The following is a 15,811-nucleotide window of genomic DNA, read 5'->3' as shown; positions in this document are numbered from 1 at the left end:
GGAAGTTCCGGCAGCGCGAGTCGCGAGCTCCGGCACTGCGAGTCGGGAGTTCCGGCACCGCGAGTCGCGAGTTCCCGCACCGCGAGTCAGGAGTTCCGGTGGTGCGATTCGTGAGCTCAGGGGGCGAGGTGCCGGGCCCGGTAGGTGCTGGGCGAGATCCCGTAGGCGCCCCGGAAGGCGCGGCTGAAGGTGGCGAGGTCCGGGAAGCCCCACCGGCGCGCGACGTCCGTGACCGGCTCGCCAGCCCGCCGCCGGTCTGCCAGCTCCCGGCGGCAGTGCTCGAGCCGCAGCCGCCGGATCCGGCGGTTCACCGTCTCCCCGGTCGTCGCGAACAGTCGGTGCAGCTGGCGCACGGACACGAAGTGCGCCCGCGCCACCGCGGCCGGACCGAGACCGGGATCGGCGAGGTGGGCGTCGACGTAGGCGAGCATCTCGCGCAGCAGCGCCTGCTGCGGCCGGTCGACGGCGAGGGGCCCGGCGAGGTGCTCGACCGCGAGCGTGGTGACCAGGTCCCCGGTCTCGTCCGCCACGCGCGCGGCCCCGGCGGGCGTCAGCCGCGGCGGATCGGCGAGCAGCCCGCGGAGCATGCCGCCGACGATCCCGGACAGGCCCTCCCGGCCGTCCATCCGCACGGCGGTGGCGCGGGCGGACTCCCCGGCGTCGAGCCCGACTGAGGTGCGCGGCCAGGTGAAGACGTCCAGGCGCCAGTCCCCGCCCAGCCGCCAGCGGAACGGCCGGCCGGTCTCGTAGATCGCGAAGTCGCCGGCGGCGAGCGCGGCGCGGCGGCCGTCCTGCTCCACCACCCCCGTGCCCCGGGTGATCATCCCGATCTGCAGGAACTCCCGGTCGTCGGCCGCGGCGAGGGAGGGCGTGCGCCGGCACACCTGGTCGACCGAGCAGACCTCCGACACCTGCAGGTGGGCGACGGTCGCGCTGCGCACCGTGCCGCTGAACGTGCCGACCCGGCGGTCGGGGGCGATGTCGAGGGCGACGAAGTCGTGCCGGATGGCCTCCCGCCACTCGTCGAACCGGCGGGTGGCGCGCGTGTCCGTGCCGCCGGGCGCGGATCCCGGTGCGAGGACCACGGTCACCTCCTGCGTCCACGGCGGCGGCATTCCCGCCGGCCCGTTCCGGAGGGAACCAGACGCAGGTTCGCAGCGTGTTGCGGTCGCGTCAACGCCTCCGTCCTCCGCACGACCCGGTCGCTCACCGCCCGCTGCCTGTCGCCCGTTGCCCACCACCGGTCACTCGCTGCCCACCTCCGGTCGCTCCGTGCCGATCCGGTGGGCGGTGCCGGCGGCCCAGGATCGGTCATCCCACCACGATCCGGAGCCGCCGCGATGACCCTCGCCGACCTGCCCCTCCCCGCCGTCGGGGAGACGGGCACCCACCGCGCGATCTGCCCGCACGACTGCCCCGACGGCTGTTCGATGCTCGTGTCCGTCGAGGACGGGAGGGCGACGGGGGTGCGGGGCGACCCCGACCACCCGTTCACCCGCGGCGGGCTGTGCGTCAAGGTCAACAACTACGTCGACCGGGTCTACAGCCCGGACCGGGTCACCACGCCGCTGCGCCGCAGCGGGCCCAAGGGCTCCGGCCGGTTCGAGCCGATCGGCTGGGACGAGGCGGTCGCCGAGATCGCCGAGCGGTTCCGCGGTGTGATCGCCGAGCACGGCGCCGAGGCGATCATGCCGGTCAGCTACCTCGGCACCCAGGGCACGCTCAACGGCCTCAACGTCGGCGACCCCTTCTTCAACCGGCTCGGCGCGACCGTCGCGGAGCGCACCTTCTGCGACTCGGGCGCCTCGACGGCGTACGTGATGAGCCTGGGCCCGACGGCCGGCGTCGACCCCGAGAGCCTGGTGCACTCCCGGTACATCGTGATCTGGGCCTGCAACATGGTCTCGACGAACCTGCACCTGTGGCCCTTCGTGGCCGAGGCGCAGAAGCGGGGCGCGAAGGTCGTCGTCATCGACCCGGTGCGGCACCGCACCGCGAAGCGCGCGGACTGGCACATCCCGATCCGCCCGGGCACGGACGGGGCGCTGGCCCTGGCGCTGATCCACGTCATTCTCGCGGAGGGGCTGACGGACGCGGAGTACGTCGCCGAGCACACGGTTGGCGTCGAGGAGCTCGCGGAGCGGGTCCGCGACTGCACGCCGGAGTGGGCGTCCGAGGAGACCGGCATCCCGGCCGAGGACATCCGGACGCTCGCCCGCGAGTACGCCGCCGGGCAGCCGTCGATGATCCGGATCGGCGTGGCGATCGAGCGGCACTCCGGCGGCGGCCAGACGGTCCGGGCGATCTCCTGCCTGCCCGGGCTGGTGGGCGCGTGGCGCAGGCCCGGCGGCGGCCTGCTCGCGCTGCCGCTGTGGGCCTTCCCGGTGAACTGGGACGCCCTCTCCCAGCCCCAGCTGCGGCCCGAGGGCACCCGCGTGGTCAACCAGTACCTGCTGGGCAGGGCGCTGACCGGGGAGATGGGGCTCGACCCCGGGATCCACGCGCTGATGGTCTACAACGCGAATCCGGTGATCGTCTGCCCGGACCAGGAGAAGCTGGTCGCCGGGCTGTCCCGCGAGGACCTGTTCACCGTGGTCAGCGAGCAGTTCCTCACCGACACGGCGCTGTACGCGGACATCGTGCTGCCCGCGACCACACAGCTCGAGCAGCTCGACGTCATGTTCTCGTGGGGGCACTTCTACATCGGGCTCAACCGGCCCTCGATCGCCCCGGTGGGCGAGGCGATCCCGAACACCGAGCTGTTCCGGCGCCTCGCCGCCGCCATGGGGTTCGACGACGAGTGCTTCCGGATGACGGACGAGGAGCTCATCGAGCAGGCCTACGACTGGGGCGCGCCGGCGCTGCAGGGCATCACGCCCAAGTCGCTGGAGAAGACCGGCTGGGCGCGGCTGAACCTGCCCGACGCCGACCACTACGCCCCGCACGACGTCGGCGGCTTCCCGACGCCGTCGGGCAAGCAGGAGTTCCTCTCCGCCGCCGCGGCGGGCGGCAACTTCGTGCTCCCGCTGTTCCGGCAGGGCTCGAACGAGGCCCAGCCGGGCGGCGAGGTGGACCCGCTGCCGCACTACATCCCGCCGGCGCACAGCGACTACCCGCTGCACCTGGTCTCGCCGAAGGCCCACGCCTTCCTCAACTCGTCATACGGCAACCTCGGGGCGCAGCAGCGGGTGCAGGGCGAGCCGTCGGCGATCGTGCACCCGGCGGACGCGGAGACGCGGGGGATCGTCGAGGGCTCGCTGATCCGCGTGTTCAACGAGCGCGGCGAGTTCCTCGTGAAGGTCACGGTCTCGGACGAGGTCGCCCGCGGCGTGGTCATGGCGAGCATGGGGCAGTGGCGGTCGCGGGCGAAGGGCCTGGCCACGGTCAACGCCGTGAACCCGACGGAGTTCGCCGACCTCGGCAACGCCCCGACCTTCTCGGACACCCGGGTCGAGGTCGAGCCCGCCTGAGCGGTCCGCTCCCGACCAGCCCGCCGGCCCCACACCCCCTCCGGGGCCGGCGGGCCTGCCCTCCTCGACCGCGCGGTGGGGGCGGTCATCGGGGGTCGGTCACCGGCGGAGGGTCCGCACGCTCTGCTCGACGAGGTCGAGCACGCCGTCGAGGGCGTCCGCCGGCAGGCCCATGGCCAGGTGCGACACCAGCCCCTCCAGCACCAGCTCGAGGTACTGGGCCAGCACCGGGACCGGGACGTCGTCGCGCAGGGCGCCGGCGGCGGCCTGCCGCTCGAGCCGCTCCCGCGTGGCTGCGGTGAGCTCGGCGGAGTGCGCCTGCCACCGCTCCCGGAAGTCCGGGTCGGTGCGCAGCCGGCGGGAGACCTCCAGCCGGGTGCCGAGCCAGCTGCGGTCGCTGGCGCCGTCGGCCTCGACCCCGTCCGTCCCCTCGCCGCGTGCGGTCTCCAGGAGGTCCCGCATGACCTGCACCAGGCCCTGCTCGGCCACGACGTCCGCCATCCGGCGGGCGTCCTGCTCGGCGAGGGCGAGGAACAGCGCGTCCTTGTCCCGGAAGTAGTGGAAGATCGCGCCGCGGGAGAGCCCGGTGCTCTGCTCGAGCCGCCGGACCGTCGCACCCTCGTACCCGTGCGCGGCGAAGCACCGCCGGGCGCCGTCGAGGATGTGCTGGCGCCGGGCGGCGAGCTGGTCGGTACTCACGCGGGGCACCGGCCCAGTATCCCGTACGTACGTCTTGTGGTGCAGGACGCGCGCACGGGCGGCAGAGTTCGCGCGGAGAACCTGAAAGTGTCGTACCCCGCGGGTAGCGTTCGATCCGTGCTTCCAGACGCGGGGATCGTGCCCGCCGTCCCGGGGCCGGAGGGTGCACCCGCGCCGTCCGGGATCCCGGCGCAGGCGGGGCCCAGCTTCACGGCGCAGGGGGCGGAACCGCCCGCGGCGGGTGCCGAGCTGCGCACGCGGGCGGAGGCCGAGGCCTACGTCGCCTCGGTCTGCTTCAAACACGGCCCCCCGCGCTACCTGGGTGTGGAGCTCGAGTGGCTCCTGCGCCCCGCCCGCGCCGACGCCCGCCATCCCGCCGACCTCGCCAGTCCCGCCCGTCCCGCCGATCTCGCCGACCTGCTCGGCGCGCTCGGCCCGCACGCTCCCGCCCCGCTCGTCCCCGGTTCCCCCGGCGCCCCGCTGCCGCACGGCTCGGTCGTCACCGTCGAACCCGGCGGCCAGGTCGAGCTCGCCAGCCGCCCGACCGCCGGCCTCGGCGCCCTCCTCGCCGCCGTGGAGGCCGACACCGCCGCCCTGCACGCCCGGCTCGCCGCCGGCGGCCTCACGCCGGAACCCCGCGCCGCCGATCCCGTGCGGCCCGCCCGGCGGCTCCTGCAGCTCCCGCGCTACCGCGCCATGGAGCGCGCCTTCGACCGGTTCGGTCCGCACGGCCGCAGCGGCATGTGCTCCACCTCCGCGGTGCAGGTCGCGCTCGACGCCGGGGAGCGGGCCGACCTGCCCGCACGGTGGGCGGCGCTGCACGACCTCGGCCCGGTCCTCGTGGCCGCCTTCGCCAACTCCCCGCTGCTGCACGGGCGGCGCACGGGCTGGAAGTCCAGCCGGCTGGCCGCCTGGCTGGCGCTCGACCCGGCCCGCACCGCCCCGCCGGCCTCGGTCGACGGCGATCCCGCGCAGGCCTGGGCCGAGCGCGTGGTGGGCACCCCGCTGCTCTGCGTGCGCGGCGAGGGGGAGTGGTCCACGCCGGAGGGCGTGACCTTCGCCGACTGGGTCGGGGGCCGGCTGCCCGGCCGCAGGCCGACGGTCGCCGACCTCGAGTACCACGTCTCCACGCTCTTCCCGCCGGTCCGCCCGCGGGGGTTCCTGGAGGTCCGGTACGTCGACGGGCAGCAGGGCGCGGACTGGGCGCTCCCCGTCGCCGTGCTCGCGGCGCTGACCGCCCGGCCCGTCGTCGTCGACCGGGTGCGGGAGATCTGCGCCCCGGCCCGGCACCGCTGGACCTCCGCGGCCCGGCACGGCCTGGAGGACCGGGTCCTCGCGGCCGCCGCCGTCGAGCTGTTCGCCCTCGCCTGTGCGGAGCTGCCCGCGCTCGATCCGCCGCCGGAGCTGCTCGCCCGGCTGGTGGAGGTCACCGAGCACCGGGTGGCCGCGGGCCGCTGCCCCGCGGACGACCCGCTGCCCGGGGAGCCGCCCGCCGGCGGCCCCCTCGAGACCCTCGAGATGATCCCGTCCCCGACGGAGGGAGCACGCCCGTGACGATCACGCCCGAGACCGACCCCTTCGGTTCGACCGAGCAGCTCCGTACCCACGTCGCGGCGCTGCTCGACCGGTCCCGCGCCCGCAGCGCCGGACTCACGGACGCGGTCGACGAGACCGACCTCGTCGCCCAGCACTCGCCGCTGATGTCCCCGCTGGTCTGGGACCTCGCGCACATCGGCAGCCAGGAGGAGCTCTGGCTGGTCCGGGACGTCGGCGGCCGGGAGCCGCTGCGCCCGGAGATCGACGGGCTGTACGACGCGTTCCAGCACAGCCGGGCCAGCCGCGTCGAGCTGCCCCTGCTCACCCCGCCCGAGGCCCGCGCCTACGTCGCCGAGGTGCGCGAGAAGGCGCTCGACGCGCTGGAGCGCAGCCCGCTGCGCGGCCGCCGCCTGGAGCACGAGGGCTTCGCCTTCGGCATGATCGTCCAGCACGAGCAGCAGCACGACGAGACCATGCTCGCCACCCATCAGCTGCGGGCCGGGGCGCCGGTGCTGCACGCGCCCGAGCCGCCCGCGGGGCGCCGGCTCGCCGCGCACGAGGTGCTGGTGCCCGCCGGGGCGTTCACCCGGGGCACCTCGACTGAGCCCTGGGCGCTGGACAACGAGCGCCCGGCCCACACCGTGTCCCTGCCCGCCTTCTGGATCGACACCCACCCGGTGACGAACGGCGAGTACGCCGCGTTCGTCGAGGCGGGCGGGTACGACGACCCGCGCTGGTGGAGCGAGGAGGGCTGGCGGCACCGCACCGCGGAGAACCTGGTCGCCCCGCGGTTCTGGGAGCGGGACTCCGCCGGGGAGTGGTGGCGGCGCCGGTTCGGCGTGGTCGAGCGCGTGCCGGCGGAGGAGCCGGTGGTGCACGTCTGCTTCCACGAGGCCGCGGCGTACGCCCGCTGGGCCGGGAAGCGGCTGCCCACCGAGGCGGAGTGGGAGAAGGCCGCGCGCTTCGACCCGGACACCGGGCGCAGCCGGCGCTTCCCCTGGGGCGACGACCCGCCCGGCGAGCGGCACGCCAATCTGGGGCAGCGCCACCTGCGGCCCGCCCCGGTCGGCGCCTACCCCGAGGGGGCGTCGCCGCTGGGCGTCGAGCAGCTGATCGGGGACGTGTGGGAGTGGTGCGACTCGGGCTGGCACCCCTACCCGGGGTTCGAGGCCTTCCCGTACCGGGAGTACTCCGAGGTCTTCTTCGGCGGCGACTACAAGGTCCTGCGGGGCGGCTCGTTCGGCACCGATCCGTCGGCGATCCGCGGCACCTTCCGGAACTGGGACCACCCGATCCGCCGGCAGATCTTCTCCGGCTTCCGCTGCGCCCGGGACGCGTCGGCGGCCGACACCGCCGGTACCACCGACGCCCCTGGTCCCTCCTGACCCGTGTGCCGCCACCTCGCCCACCTGGGCCCGCCGACCACGCTCTCCGCGCTGCTGCTGGAGCCGCCGCACGGGCTGCTGCACCAGTCCTACGCCCCCACCGACATGCGCGGCGGGGGCACGGTCAACGCGGACGGCTTCGGCGCCGGCTGGTACCCGCAGGTCGAGACCGCCGGCAACGGGCACGCCCCCCAGCCCGCGCGGTACCGGTCCGACCAGCCGATCTGGTCGGACGGCGCGTTCGCCTCCCTCGCGGCCGCCACCCGTAGCCGAGCCGTGCTGGCCGCCGTCCGGTCCGCGACGACGGGGATGCCCGTCACCAGCACGGCGGCGGCCCCGTTCGGCGAGGGACCCTGGCTGTTCAGCCACAACGGCCTGGTGCGCGGCTGGCCCGGCTCGGTCGCCGGGCTGGCCGAGGGGCTGCCCGTGGTCGATCTGCTGACCCTCGACGCCCCCACGGACGCGGCGCTGCTCTGGGCGCTGGTCCGGCACCGGCTGCGGGCGGGGGAGGACCCGGCGCGGGTGCTGACCGGCGCCGTCCTGGCCGTCGAGGCCGTCGCGCCGCACTCCCGGCTCAACCTGCTGCTCACGGACGGCAGCACGATCTGGGGCACGGCCTGGGACCACGCGCTGTCCGTGCGGGTCACGGACGAGGCGGCCACCGTCGCGTCGGAACCGACCGACGCGGACCCGGGCTGGGAGCCGGTGCCGGACCGGCACCTCGTCGTCGCGGCGCCCGGCCGCCTCGAGCGCCGGCCCCTCGGCCCCGCCGTCACCCCCACCGACACCGGGATCCCGGACCGCGGGACCCGCGCGCCCCACCCCTGAGCAGCCCGTCTGCTCGACCCGGGCCCGGCCCGGACGCACCGCGAGGAGCACGTACATGACCCGGCCGAACCGCCTGACGGAGCTGGACGTCCACCTCACCGCGGCCGACGCCGAGGCCGAGCTGCGGGCGGACGCCCGCGCCGGGCTCACCGCGGTCCCGAAGGAGCTGCCGCCCAAGTACTTCTACGACGCGCGCGGAAGCGAGCTGTTCGAGAAGATCACCGAGCTGCCCGAGTACTACCCGACGCGCACCGAGCGGGCCCTGCTCGAGGAGTCGGTCGCGGAGATCGCGGAGGCGTCCGGTGCCGATACCGTCGTCGAGCTGGGGTCGGGCTCCTCGGCCAAGACCCGGTTGCTGCTCGACGCCTTCCGGGCGACCGGCAGCCTGCGGCGGTACGTCCCGCAGGACGTCAGCGAGGCGGCGCTGCGGGGGGCCCTCGAGGCCCTGGAGGGCGAGTACCCGGACCTGGAGCTGCACGGTGTGGTCGGCGACTTCACGAAGGACCTCGCCGGCCTGCCCACGGGCGGCCGTCGCATGATCGCCTTCCTCGGCGGCACGATCGGCAACCTGCGGCCCGCCGAGCGGGCCGCGTTCCTCGCGCACGTCCGCTCGGTGCTGGAGCCGGGTGAGCAGCTGCTGCTGGGCACCGGCCTGGTGATCGACGAGCCCACCCTGCTCGCCGCCTACGACGACGCCGCGGGCGTGACCGCCGAGTTCAACCGGAACGTCCTGTACGTGCTCAACCGCGAGCTGCATGCGGACTTCGTGCCCGAGGCGTTCGCGCACGTCGCGGCGTGGGAGGCGGAGGACGAGTGGATCGAGATGCGGCTGCGCGCGGAGAAGGCCATGCGAGTGCGGGTGGAGGAGCTGGACCTCACGGTCGACTTCGCCGAGGGCGAGGAGATGCGGACCGAGATCTCGGCGAAGTTCCGGCCGGAGGGCGTGCGGGAGATGCTGGCCGAGGCGGGCTTCGATCTCGGCCGCTGGTGGTCCGACGAGGACCGCCGGTTCGCGCTGTCGCTGGCCACCGCCGTCTGACGGCCTGCGTCTCGCTCTGCGTGGCGGGTCCATTCTGGATAGTGTTCCGCCACCGACGGGGGAGGGCGGTATGCGGCTGTCGCGACGCCAGGTGCTGCGGCTGGGGCTCGGTGCCGCGGCGTCGGGCCTGCTCGCCGGCTGTGCCCTCGACACCACGGGTGCCCCCGGCTCGCAGGGCTCGGAGGGCCTGGTCTTCTACTCGACCCAGCTGGCGACGACCGAGGAGGCCGAGGCCGTCCGGCGGCAGATCCTCGCCGGGTTCGGGCGCCAGGTGCAGTTCGTCAGCGACAGCTCCGCCAGCAAGATGTTCGACCGGGTCCGCGCCGACGCGCGGGCCGGATCCTCGAGCATCGGCCTGCTCGGGGCCCTGCAGGGCGAGTTCGCCACGCTGGCGAAGGAGGCCCTGCTCCGCGACATGACGGACGTCGTCGAGCAACTCGGCGACCGCGGCTTCACCCGCCAGTACCTCGACCTCGCCCGCGTCGACGGCCGCTACGCCTTCGTCCCGTGGATCTCCGCGAGCTACATCATGGCCGCCCGCCGCGAGGCGCTGCCGTTCCTGCCCGCGGGCGCCGACCTGCAGCGGCTCACCTACACGCAGCTCCTTGACTGGACCCGGGCGATCCAGCAGGCCACCGGCGCCCCGCGGTTCGGCCTGCCCGCCGGGGAGAAGGGCCTGCTCAAGCGGTTCCTGCAGGGCTACGCCTACCCGAGCTTCACCGGCGGGGTGAACACCACCTTCGCCTCCGCGGACGCCGTCGGGATGTGGGAGTGGGTGCGCGCGGTCTGGGGCACGGCCAACCCGCAGTCGGTGACCTACGGCTTCATGCAGGAGCCGCTGCTCTCCGGCGAGGTGTGGGTGGCGTGGGACCACGCCGTCCGGCTGGTCGACGCGCTGGAGACCCGGCCGGACGACGTCGTCTCCTTCCCCGCGCCCACCGGTCCGAAGGGGCTGGGCTACCTGCCCGTGCTCGGCGGCCTGTCGATCCCGAGGGCGGTCGCCGACCCCCAGCCGTCGATCGACCTGATCCGACACCTCACCGACCCCGCGCGGGTCTCCACCACCCTGCGGACCGTGGCCTGGTTCCCGCCGCAGGACCTGGCGACGATCCCGGGCGGGCTGCCGCCGGGCGTCGGCCAGGAGGCGGAGACCCTGCAGCGGATGGTCGGCACGCCCGGGGCCGTGGCGTCGTCGCTCGCCGTCGGGCTCGGTGGCCAGAGCGGCGCCTACGACAAGGTCTTCACGGACGCGTTCCGCGCGATCGTGCTCGACGGCGGCGACATCGGGGGCACGCTCGCCACCCAGGCCGTCGCACTGCAGGGGGTGCTCGACACCGCGAAGGCCGCGTGCTGGGCGCCGGACCCGGTCGGGGAGGGGGTGTGCCGCGTTGGCTGAGGTGACCGAGGCGGTGCGCGCCGCGCGGACGGCGACGGGGGAGCGCCGCGGCGGGCCGCAGCGCTGGCTGCCCTACCTGCTGCTCGCGCCGAGCGTCGCCTATCTGCTGATCTTCTTCGCGTCCCCGATGATCCAGGCGTTCGGGCTCGCCTTCACCAGCACCACCGGCGGGTGGGGGCTCGAGTCGGTCCGCGCCATGTTCGGGGACGACCGCTTCTGGCCCGCCGTGTGGACCACCCTGATCCTGCTGGTGGTGCTGCTGCCCCTGCAGTTCGCGTTGGCCCTGGCGATGTCGATGGTGATCACCTCGCGGCTGCGGGCCTCGGGCTTCTGGCTCTACGTGTTCCTGCTGCCGCTGGGCGTCAGCGAGCTCGGGGCCGGCATCCTCTGGTACTCGATCTTCGTGGAGCAGGGCTGGTTGAACACCGTGCTGCAGTCCCTCGGGCTGATCGACCGGCCGGTGATCTGGCTGGACTACCGCGAGCCGTGGCGGGTGATCGGCACGATCGTGGTCGCGGAGGCGTGGCGGTCCACGTCGCTGATCGTGATCATCCTGGTGGGCGGGCTGCGCGCGATCCCGCGGGACTACCTGGAGGCGGCGGACGTCTTCCACGCCGGCCCGTGGCAGCGGATGCGGCACGTCGTGCTGCCGATGATGCGCCCGACGATCCGGACCGCGCTGATCGTGCGGACGGTGCTGGCGTTCGAGGTGTTCGCCACCGTCGTCGCGCTGGGCGGCACGGCGACCGACGTGCTCGCCACCCAGGCCAACCGCGCCTACACCGAGTACCAGGACGCGCACCTGGCCTCGGCCTACGGGCTGGTGATCCTGCTGGTCTCGCTCGTGGCGGTGGGGATCATCCTGGTCGCGCTGCCCACGCGGAAGGAGCGCGGGCAATGACCGCGCGGCGGGTGCTCGGCTACGGCGGCGCGGTCCTGCTCGCGGGCTGGATCCTGGTGCCGATCTGGTTCGTGGTCGTCGGAGCGTTCAGCACGGCCGACGCGATCTACGGCTACCCGCTCGCCGCCTGGCCGGACTGGTCGCTGGAGTCGATGCGGTTCTTCGTGACCTCGGCGGGGGTGCCGGAGGCGCTGCTGTCCAGCGTGATCGTCGCGGTGCTCACCGGGGTGCTCACCCTGCTGCTGGCGGCACCCGCCGGCTACGCGCTGGCCCGGTTCGTCTTCCCCGGGGCGAACGCCTACCGGCTGACCGTGCTGTCGACCCGGGCGTTCCCCGTGGTCGTGCTGTCGATCCCGCTCGCGGTGTTCTTCCTGCAGTGGGGGATCTACGACTCGGTGTGGGGCGTGGCGCTGATGCACACGGCCCTGGCCCTGCCGTTCGTGGTGCTCATGGTCAGCGCGGTGTTCGCCGGCGTGCCGGTGGACCTGGAGGAGGCGGCGCAGGTCTTCGGTTGCAGCCGGTCGGGGGCGTTCCGGCGGGCCGTCGTGCCGAACGCCGCGCCGGGGCTCGCCGCGGCCGCGACCTTCGCCGTGCTGCTCAGCTACAACGAGGTGTTCGCCGCCTCGATCCTCACGCTCCAGCACCCGACGCTGCCGGTCTTCGTGCTCACCGGGCTCACGCAGGCGCCGCTGCCCTTCCGGTACGCCGGTGCGCTGTTCCTGCTGGCCCCGGCCTTCCTGTTCATCCTGCTGATCCGCCGCCGCCTGCTCGGCGTCGGCGGCGGCCCGACGCTGCGGTAGGAGCCTCCGTGTCCGACATCCGGCTCAGCGGGATCACCAAGCGGTACGCCCGGAACGCGGCCCCGGCCGTCGACGACGTGTCCCTCACCGTCCGGGACGGCGAGTTCTTCGTGCTCCTCGGCCCCTCCGGCTGCGGCAAGACGACCCTGCTCCGCACGATCGCGGGTCTGGAGCAGGCCGACGCCGGGACCGTGCACCTCGGCGAGCGGGAGGTCACCTCGCTCCCGCCGCGGCGCCGGGACATCGCCATGGTCTTCCAGGGCTACGCGGTCTTCCCGCACCTCACCGTGGCCGAGAACATCGGCTTCGGGCTCGCCATGCGCAAGGCGCCGAAGCGGGAGATCGCCGAGGCCGTGGAGTACGCCGCGGGCCTCGTCCGGCTCGACGACGTGCTCGACCGCTACCCGTCCGCCCTGTCCGGCGGGCAGCGCCAGCGGGTCGCCGTGGCGCGGGCGGTCGCCGTCCGGCCGAGCGTGCTGCTGATGGACGAGCCGCTCTCCAACCTCGACGCCCTGCTCCGGCTGAGCTTCCGCTCCGACCTCAAGGCGCTGGCCAAGGAGCTGAACACCACGATCGTCTACGTCACCCACGACCAGGTCGAGGCGCTCTCGCTCGGCGACCGGGTGGCCGTCATGCGCTCGGGCGAGATCGTGCAGTGCGGCAGGCCGATGGAGGTCTACGACCGGCCCGTGACCCGGTTCGTCGGCGGGTTCCTCGGCACTCCGCCCATGAACCTGCTGCCGGTGCGGCGCGCGGAGGGCGGTTGGAGCGTCGCCGGGCAGCCGTTCACGGTCCCGCCCGGGATCGCCGACCGGGTCACGGACGAGGTGTGGGCCGGAATCCGCGCCGAGAACATCGAGCCCTCCACGACCGAGGTGCCCGACGCGCTGCCGGGCCGGATCCGGCTCGTCGAGCCGCTGGGCTCGCAGCTGCTGGTGTCCGCGACGGTCGGCGGGGGGACGGCGGGGGAGGAGAACGTGAAGCTCCTCACGCCGACGGACTTCCCGGCCGGCGACGACGCCCCGGTGTGGTTGCGCGTGCCCCCGGAGCGGGTGCGCTGGTTCGACCCGGCGAGCGAGCGTGCGCTCGACGGCGCCGACCGCGCCGGCGCCGCCGTGAGCAGCGGCTGAGCGCCGTTCCGCCGACCGTCCACACCGGATTGTGCGTGAGCGGGCGTAACGCGTCCGAATCCTTCGTCGAACAGCGAGGAAACGAGCGTCCCTGCGGGCGCGGGCCGATCCCCGCCGCGGGTCGACGCACCGTGACGCCGTCGTGCTCGTTGACCACCCGTACCGGTGATGCGACGGCGTAACGCCTCCGCGGCGACCCCGATGAAGTGAGCGGCGAGATATTGAGCCGTCGCATATCCGTTGTTACTCTGCAGTTAAGTACTGCCGATACCGATGAGGCGCGTTGATGCGCCGGAAGGATGCACATCCCCGTGAGCACGGAGTCCGATACAGGCCATCGCCCGCCCGCCTCCTTCGCCGCTCCGCCGGCACAGGGGATGGCGGGACCGGTCACTCACGCCACGTACGGCACCGCGCTCACCGAGCCCGGGCTCGGCGTTCACGCCGCCGAGGTGCTGCGGACGAACGACATGGGCGGCTGGACGAAGGCGGCCCCGCTGCTCTACCCGCACCAGTGGAGCTGGGACAGCGCGTTCGTCTCGATCGGCTGGGCCCAGGTCGACGTGCGCCGCGCGATGACCGAGCAGCAGCGGCTGTTCGAGGCGCAGTGGCGCGACGGGATGGTTCCCCAGATCGTGTTCAACCCGCTCGCGGGGCCGGAGTCCTACTTCCCGGACCCGGCGCGCTGGGCCGTCGAGGTGTCCCCGGAGGCCCCCGTCGGCGTCGCCGAGACCAGCGGCATCTGCCAGCCGCCGGTGCACGCGATCGCCGTGGCGCGGATCTGGGAGGTCGCGTCCGGCACGGCGGCCGAGGAGGACGTCCGGGCCCAGCTGCGCGAGCTCTTCCCGAAGCTCCTCGCCTGGCACCGGTACCTGGCCGAGCACCGCGACCCGTCGGCGTCGGGGCTGGTCACGACCTACCACCCGTGGGAGGGCATCGACAACTCCCCGCGCTGGGACGGGGTGCTCGCCCGGCTCGAGGTCGGCGAGGTCCCGCCGTACACCCGCCGGGACGTCCAGCACGTCGCCGACGCCGGGCAGCGGCCCACGAACGCGCACTACGACCGCTTCCTCTGGCTGCTCGAGCTGCTCAAGCGGTACCGCTACGACGACGCCGTGATCCACGAGCGGTACCCGTTCCTGGTCAAGGACGTCTTCTTCACCTCGGTGCTGATCATGGCGAACCGGGCGCTGCTGGAGATCGCGGACGTCGTCGGGGCCACCCAGGCCCAGCGCGCGACGATCCAGGGCTGGATCGACCGGGCCCGCGCCGGGGTGGCGGCGGCGACCGATCCCGCGAGCGGCATGACCTACGACGTGGACCTCGGCGCGGACGCGCCGATCGAGGTCGCGACCTTCGCCGGTATGTCCGCGCTGCTCGACGCGGACGCCCCGAGCGCCCGGCGCGCCCGCGCGCGGTCGCTCTTCGACTCCGAGGACTTCGCGGGCCACCCGGACCTGCGCTGGGCGATGCTGCCGAGCACCAGCCCGCGCGAGGAGTGCTTCGACCCGCGCAACTACTGGCGCGGCCCGGTCTGGCCGATCGTCAACTGGCTGTACTGGAAGGGCCTGCAGGACGGTGGCGACACCGCCCGGGCCGCCGCCCTCCGGGAGGCCTCGCTCGACTCGCTGCGTCATGTCGGTTTCGCCGAGTACTTCGACCCGATGACCGGCGAGGCCCTCGGTTCGGCCATGCAGTCCTGGACCGCCGCCGTCGCCCTGGACTGGCTGGCCTCCTGACCCCGTCGTCGCCTACTGCCCCTGGAGGGGCAGTAGGCCGACGACGCTGCTCGACCTGCGGTCACGCGAGCTGGGCCTGGACCAGCAGGACGACGGCCGTGACCGCGGCCAGGCCCAGCACCGCCGGGCGCGTCCAGCCCCGGTCGAGGAGCCGGCGCAACGGGTTGGAGAGCAGGAAGCCGGCGGCCATGAACGGGATCAGCACGGCGCCCTGCAGCAGGCGGGCGCCGTCGACCTGGCCGCCGGCGGCGAGCACGCCGAGCGACAGCAGTGTGCCGAGCCCGAAGTAGGCGCCGAGGGTCGCCCGGACCGTCGCGCCGTGCTCGTTCTGGTAGAGCAGCGCGACCGGCGGCCCGCCGATCCCCGCCGCGGTGCCGGACACCCCGCTCACCGCTCCCGCGACCAGCAGCGCGGGCGGGGTCGGCCGCAGGCGCAGCCGCACCAGGGACAGCGCCACGCAGACCAGCACCGCGCCGGCGACGAACGTCGCGAACCCGCGATAGGGGAGCAGGGCGACCACCGTCGCGCCGAGCGCCGCACCGGGGAGACGCCCGGCCAGCGCCCACGCCACCCCGCGCCAGTCGGCGTCGCGCCACTCGCGGACGAGGGCGAGCACGGCGTGCGCCCCCGCCACGACGATCAGCGGGACCGGGACGTACCGCGGGTCGAGCAGCGCCAGCAGGGGTGCCGCCACGAGCGCCAGCCCGAACCCCACGGTGCCCTGCACCACCGCACCGACCGCCACGACCAGCCCGGCCCAGAGCACCACCACGCGTCCGACCGTAGGTCCGCGCACGACGAAACCCCGCACCGGAGGGTGCGGGGCTTCGTCCGTGCAGCTCGGCAGCGGTGTGGCGACCGCCCCCTCCAAGGGCAGTCGCCGCCCAC

The 15,811-nt window shown here is 74.4% G+C and carries 13 protein-coding genes; 10 read left to right on the top strand and 3 right to left on the bottom strand.

Annotated features, from left to right (window positions below):
- Nucleotides 1-116: 116 nt before the first annotated feature.
- Nucleotides 117-1,085, bottom strand: coding sequence for an AraC-like ligand-binding domain-containing protein (locus tag ABD990_RS05615; RefSeq protein ID WP_345378799.1), 969 nt, complete (start codon nt 1,083-1,085; stop codon nt 117-119).
- A 255-nt stretch (nt 1,086-1,340) separates the two neighbouring features.
- Between ABD990_RS05615 and ABD990_RS05610 the strand changes: the two genes are divergently transcribed.
- Entirely contained in the window at nt 1,341-3,470 is a 2,130-nt protein-coding gene (locus tag ABD990_RS05610) for a molybdopterin-containing oxidoreductase family protein (RefSeq protein ID WP_345378798.1), read from the top strand.
- Nucleotides 3,471-3,569: 99 nt separating this feature from the next.
- On the opposite strand, the gene ABD990_RS05605 is transcribed toward ABD990_RS05610, so the two are convergent.
- A complete protein-coding gene (locus ABD990_RS05605) occupies nt 3,570-4,178 on the bottom strand; it encodes a TetR/AcrR family transcriptional regulator (protein ID WP_345378797.1) in 609 nt (202 codons plus the stop codon).
- A 108-nt stretch (nt 4,179-4,286) separates the two neighbouring features.
- Between ABD990_RS05605 and egtA the strand changes: the two genes are divergently transcribed.
- From egtA to ggh, 9 genes are all read left to right on the top strand, one after another.
- Nucleotides 4,287-5,723: an ergothioneine biosynthesis glutamate--cysteine ligase EgtA gene (gene egtA / locus ABD990_RS05600; protein ID WP_345378796.1), complete on the top strand. Its 1,437-nt coding sequence runs from the start codon at nt 4,287-4,289 to the stop codon at nt 5,721-5,723.
- Nucleotides 5,720-7,090 carry an ergothioneine biosynthesis protein EgtB gene (egtB, locus tag ABD990_RS05595; RefSeq protein ID WP_345378795.1) on the top strand — a complete coding sequence of 457 codons (1,371 nt, stop codon included), beginning with the start codon at nt 5,720-5,722 and terminating at the stop codon, nt 7,088-7,090. Before egtA ends, egtB begins: the two co-directional genes overlap by 4 nt.
- A gap of 3 nt (nt 7,091-7,093) precedes the next feature.
- Nucleotides 7,094-7,918, top strand: a complete 825-nt coding sequence (gene egtC, locus ABD990_RS05590; protein WP_345378794.1) for an ergothioneine biosynthesis protein EgtC — start codon at nt 7,094-7,096, stop codon at nt 7,916-7,918.
- A gap of 55 nt (nt 7,919-7,973) precedes the next feature.
- Nucleotides 7,974-8,957 (top strand): L-histidine N(alpha)-methyltransferase, encoded by a 984-nt coding sequence (gene egtD, locus ABD990_RS05585; RefSeq protein ID WP_345378792.1) that lies wholly within the window; start codon nt 7,974-7,976, stop codon nt 8,955-8,957.
- A 70-nt stretch (nt 8,958-9,027) separates the two neighbouring features.
- The gene (locus tag ABD990_RS05580) at nt 9,028-10,353 is read left to right on the top strand and encodes an ABC transporter substrate-binding protein (RefSeq protein ID WP_345378791.1); all 1,326 of its coding nucleotides are present in this window, start codon (nt 9,028-9,030) and stop codon (nt 10,351-10,353) included.
- A gap of 1 nt (nt 10,354) precedes the next feature.
- Nucleotides 10,355-11,254 (top strand): carbohydrate ABC transporter permease, encoded by a 900-nt coding sequence (locus ABD990_RS05575; protein WP_345379044.1) that lies wholly within the window; start codon nt 10,355-10,357, stop codon nt 11,252-11,254.
- Nucleotides 11,251-12,054: a carbohydrate ABC transporter permease gene (locus ABD990_RS05570; protein WP_345378790.1), complete on the top strand. Its 804-nt coding sequence runs from the start codon at nt 11,251-11,253 to the stop codon at nt 12,052-12,054. Before ABD990_RS05575 ends, ABD990_RS05570 begins: the two co-directional genes overlap by 4 nt.
- Nucleotides 12,055-12,062: 8 nt before the next feature.
- On the top strand, nt 12,063-13,184 hold the full coding sequence (locus ABD990_RS05565) for an ABC transporter ATP-binding protein (RefSeq protein ID WP_345378789.1): 1,122 nt from the start codon (nt 12,063-12,065) through the stop codon (nt 13,182-13,184).
- A 311-nt stretch (nt 13,185-13,495) separates the two neighbouring features.
- Nucleotides 13,496-14,923 (top strand): glucosylglycerate hydrolase, encoded by a 1,428-nt coding sequence (gene ggh / locus ABD990_RS05560; RefSeq protein ID WP_345378788.1) that lies wholly within the window; start codon nt 13,496-13,498, stop codon nt 14,921-14,923.
- 61 nt (nt 14,924-14,984) lie between these two features.
- Here the strand turns inward: ggh and ABD990_RS05555 are convergent, their stop codons facing one another.
- Entirely contained in the window at nt 14,985-15,695 is a 711-nt protein-coding gene (locus ABD990_RS05555; RefSeq protein ID WP_345378787.1) for a TSUP family transporter, read from the bottom strand.
- Between the last annotated feature and the right edge of the window lie 116 nt (nt 15,696-15,811).

The sequence above is a fragment of the Pseudonocardia yuanmonensis genome (assembly GCF_039542425.1).
Lineage (GTDB): Bacteria > Actinomycetota > Actinomycetes > Mycobacteriales > Pseudonocardiaceae > Pseudonocardia > Pseudonocardia yuanmonensis.
Note: the sequence above shows the minus strand (reverse complement) of the source record. Positions and strands in the feature narration are given on the sequence as shown.

What these genes read in the sequence shown, in the direction of transcription:
- ABD990_RS05610 (WP_345378798.1), top strand. Translation starts at nt 1,341, where the DNA reads ATGACCCTCGCCGACCTGCCCCTCCCCGCCGTCGGGGAGACGGGCACC.
- egtD (WP_345378792.1), top strand. Translation starts at nt 7,974, where the DNA reads ATGACCCGGCCGAACCGCCTGACGGAGCTGGACGTCCACCTCACCGCG.
- ABD990_RS05580 (WP_345378791.1), top strand. Translation starts at nt 9,028, where the DNA reads ATGCGGCTGTCGCGACGCCAGGTGCTGCGGCTGGGGCTCGGTGCCGCG.
- ABD990_RS05570 (WP_345378790.1), top strand. Translation starts at nt 11,251, where the DNA reads ATGACCGCGCGGCGGGTGCTCGGCTACGGCGGCGCGGTCCTGCTCGCG.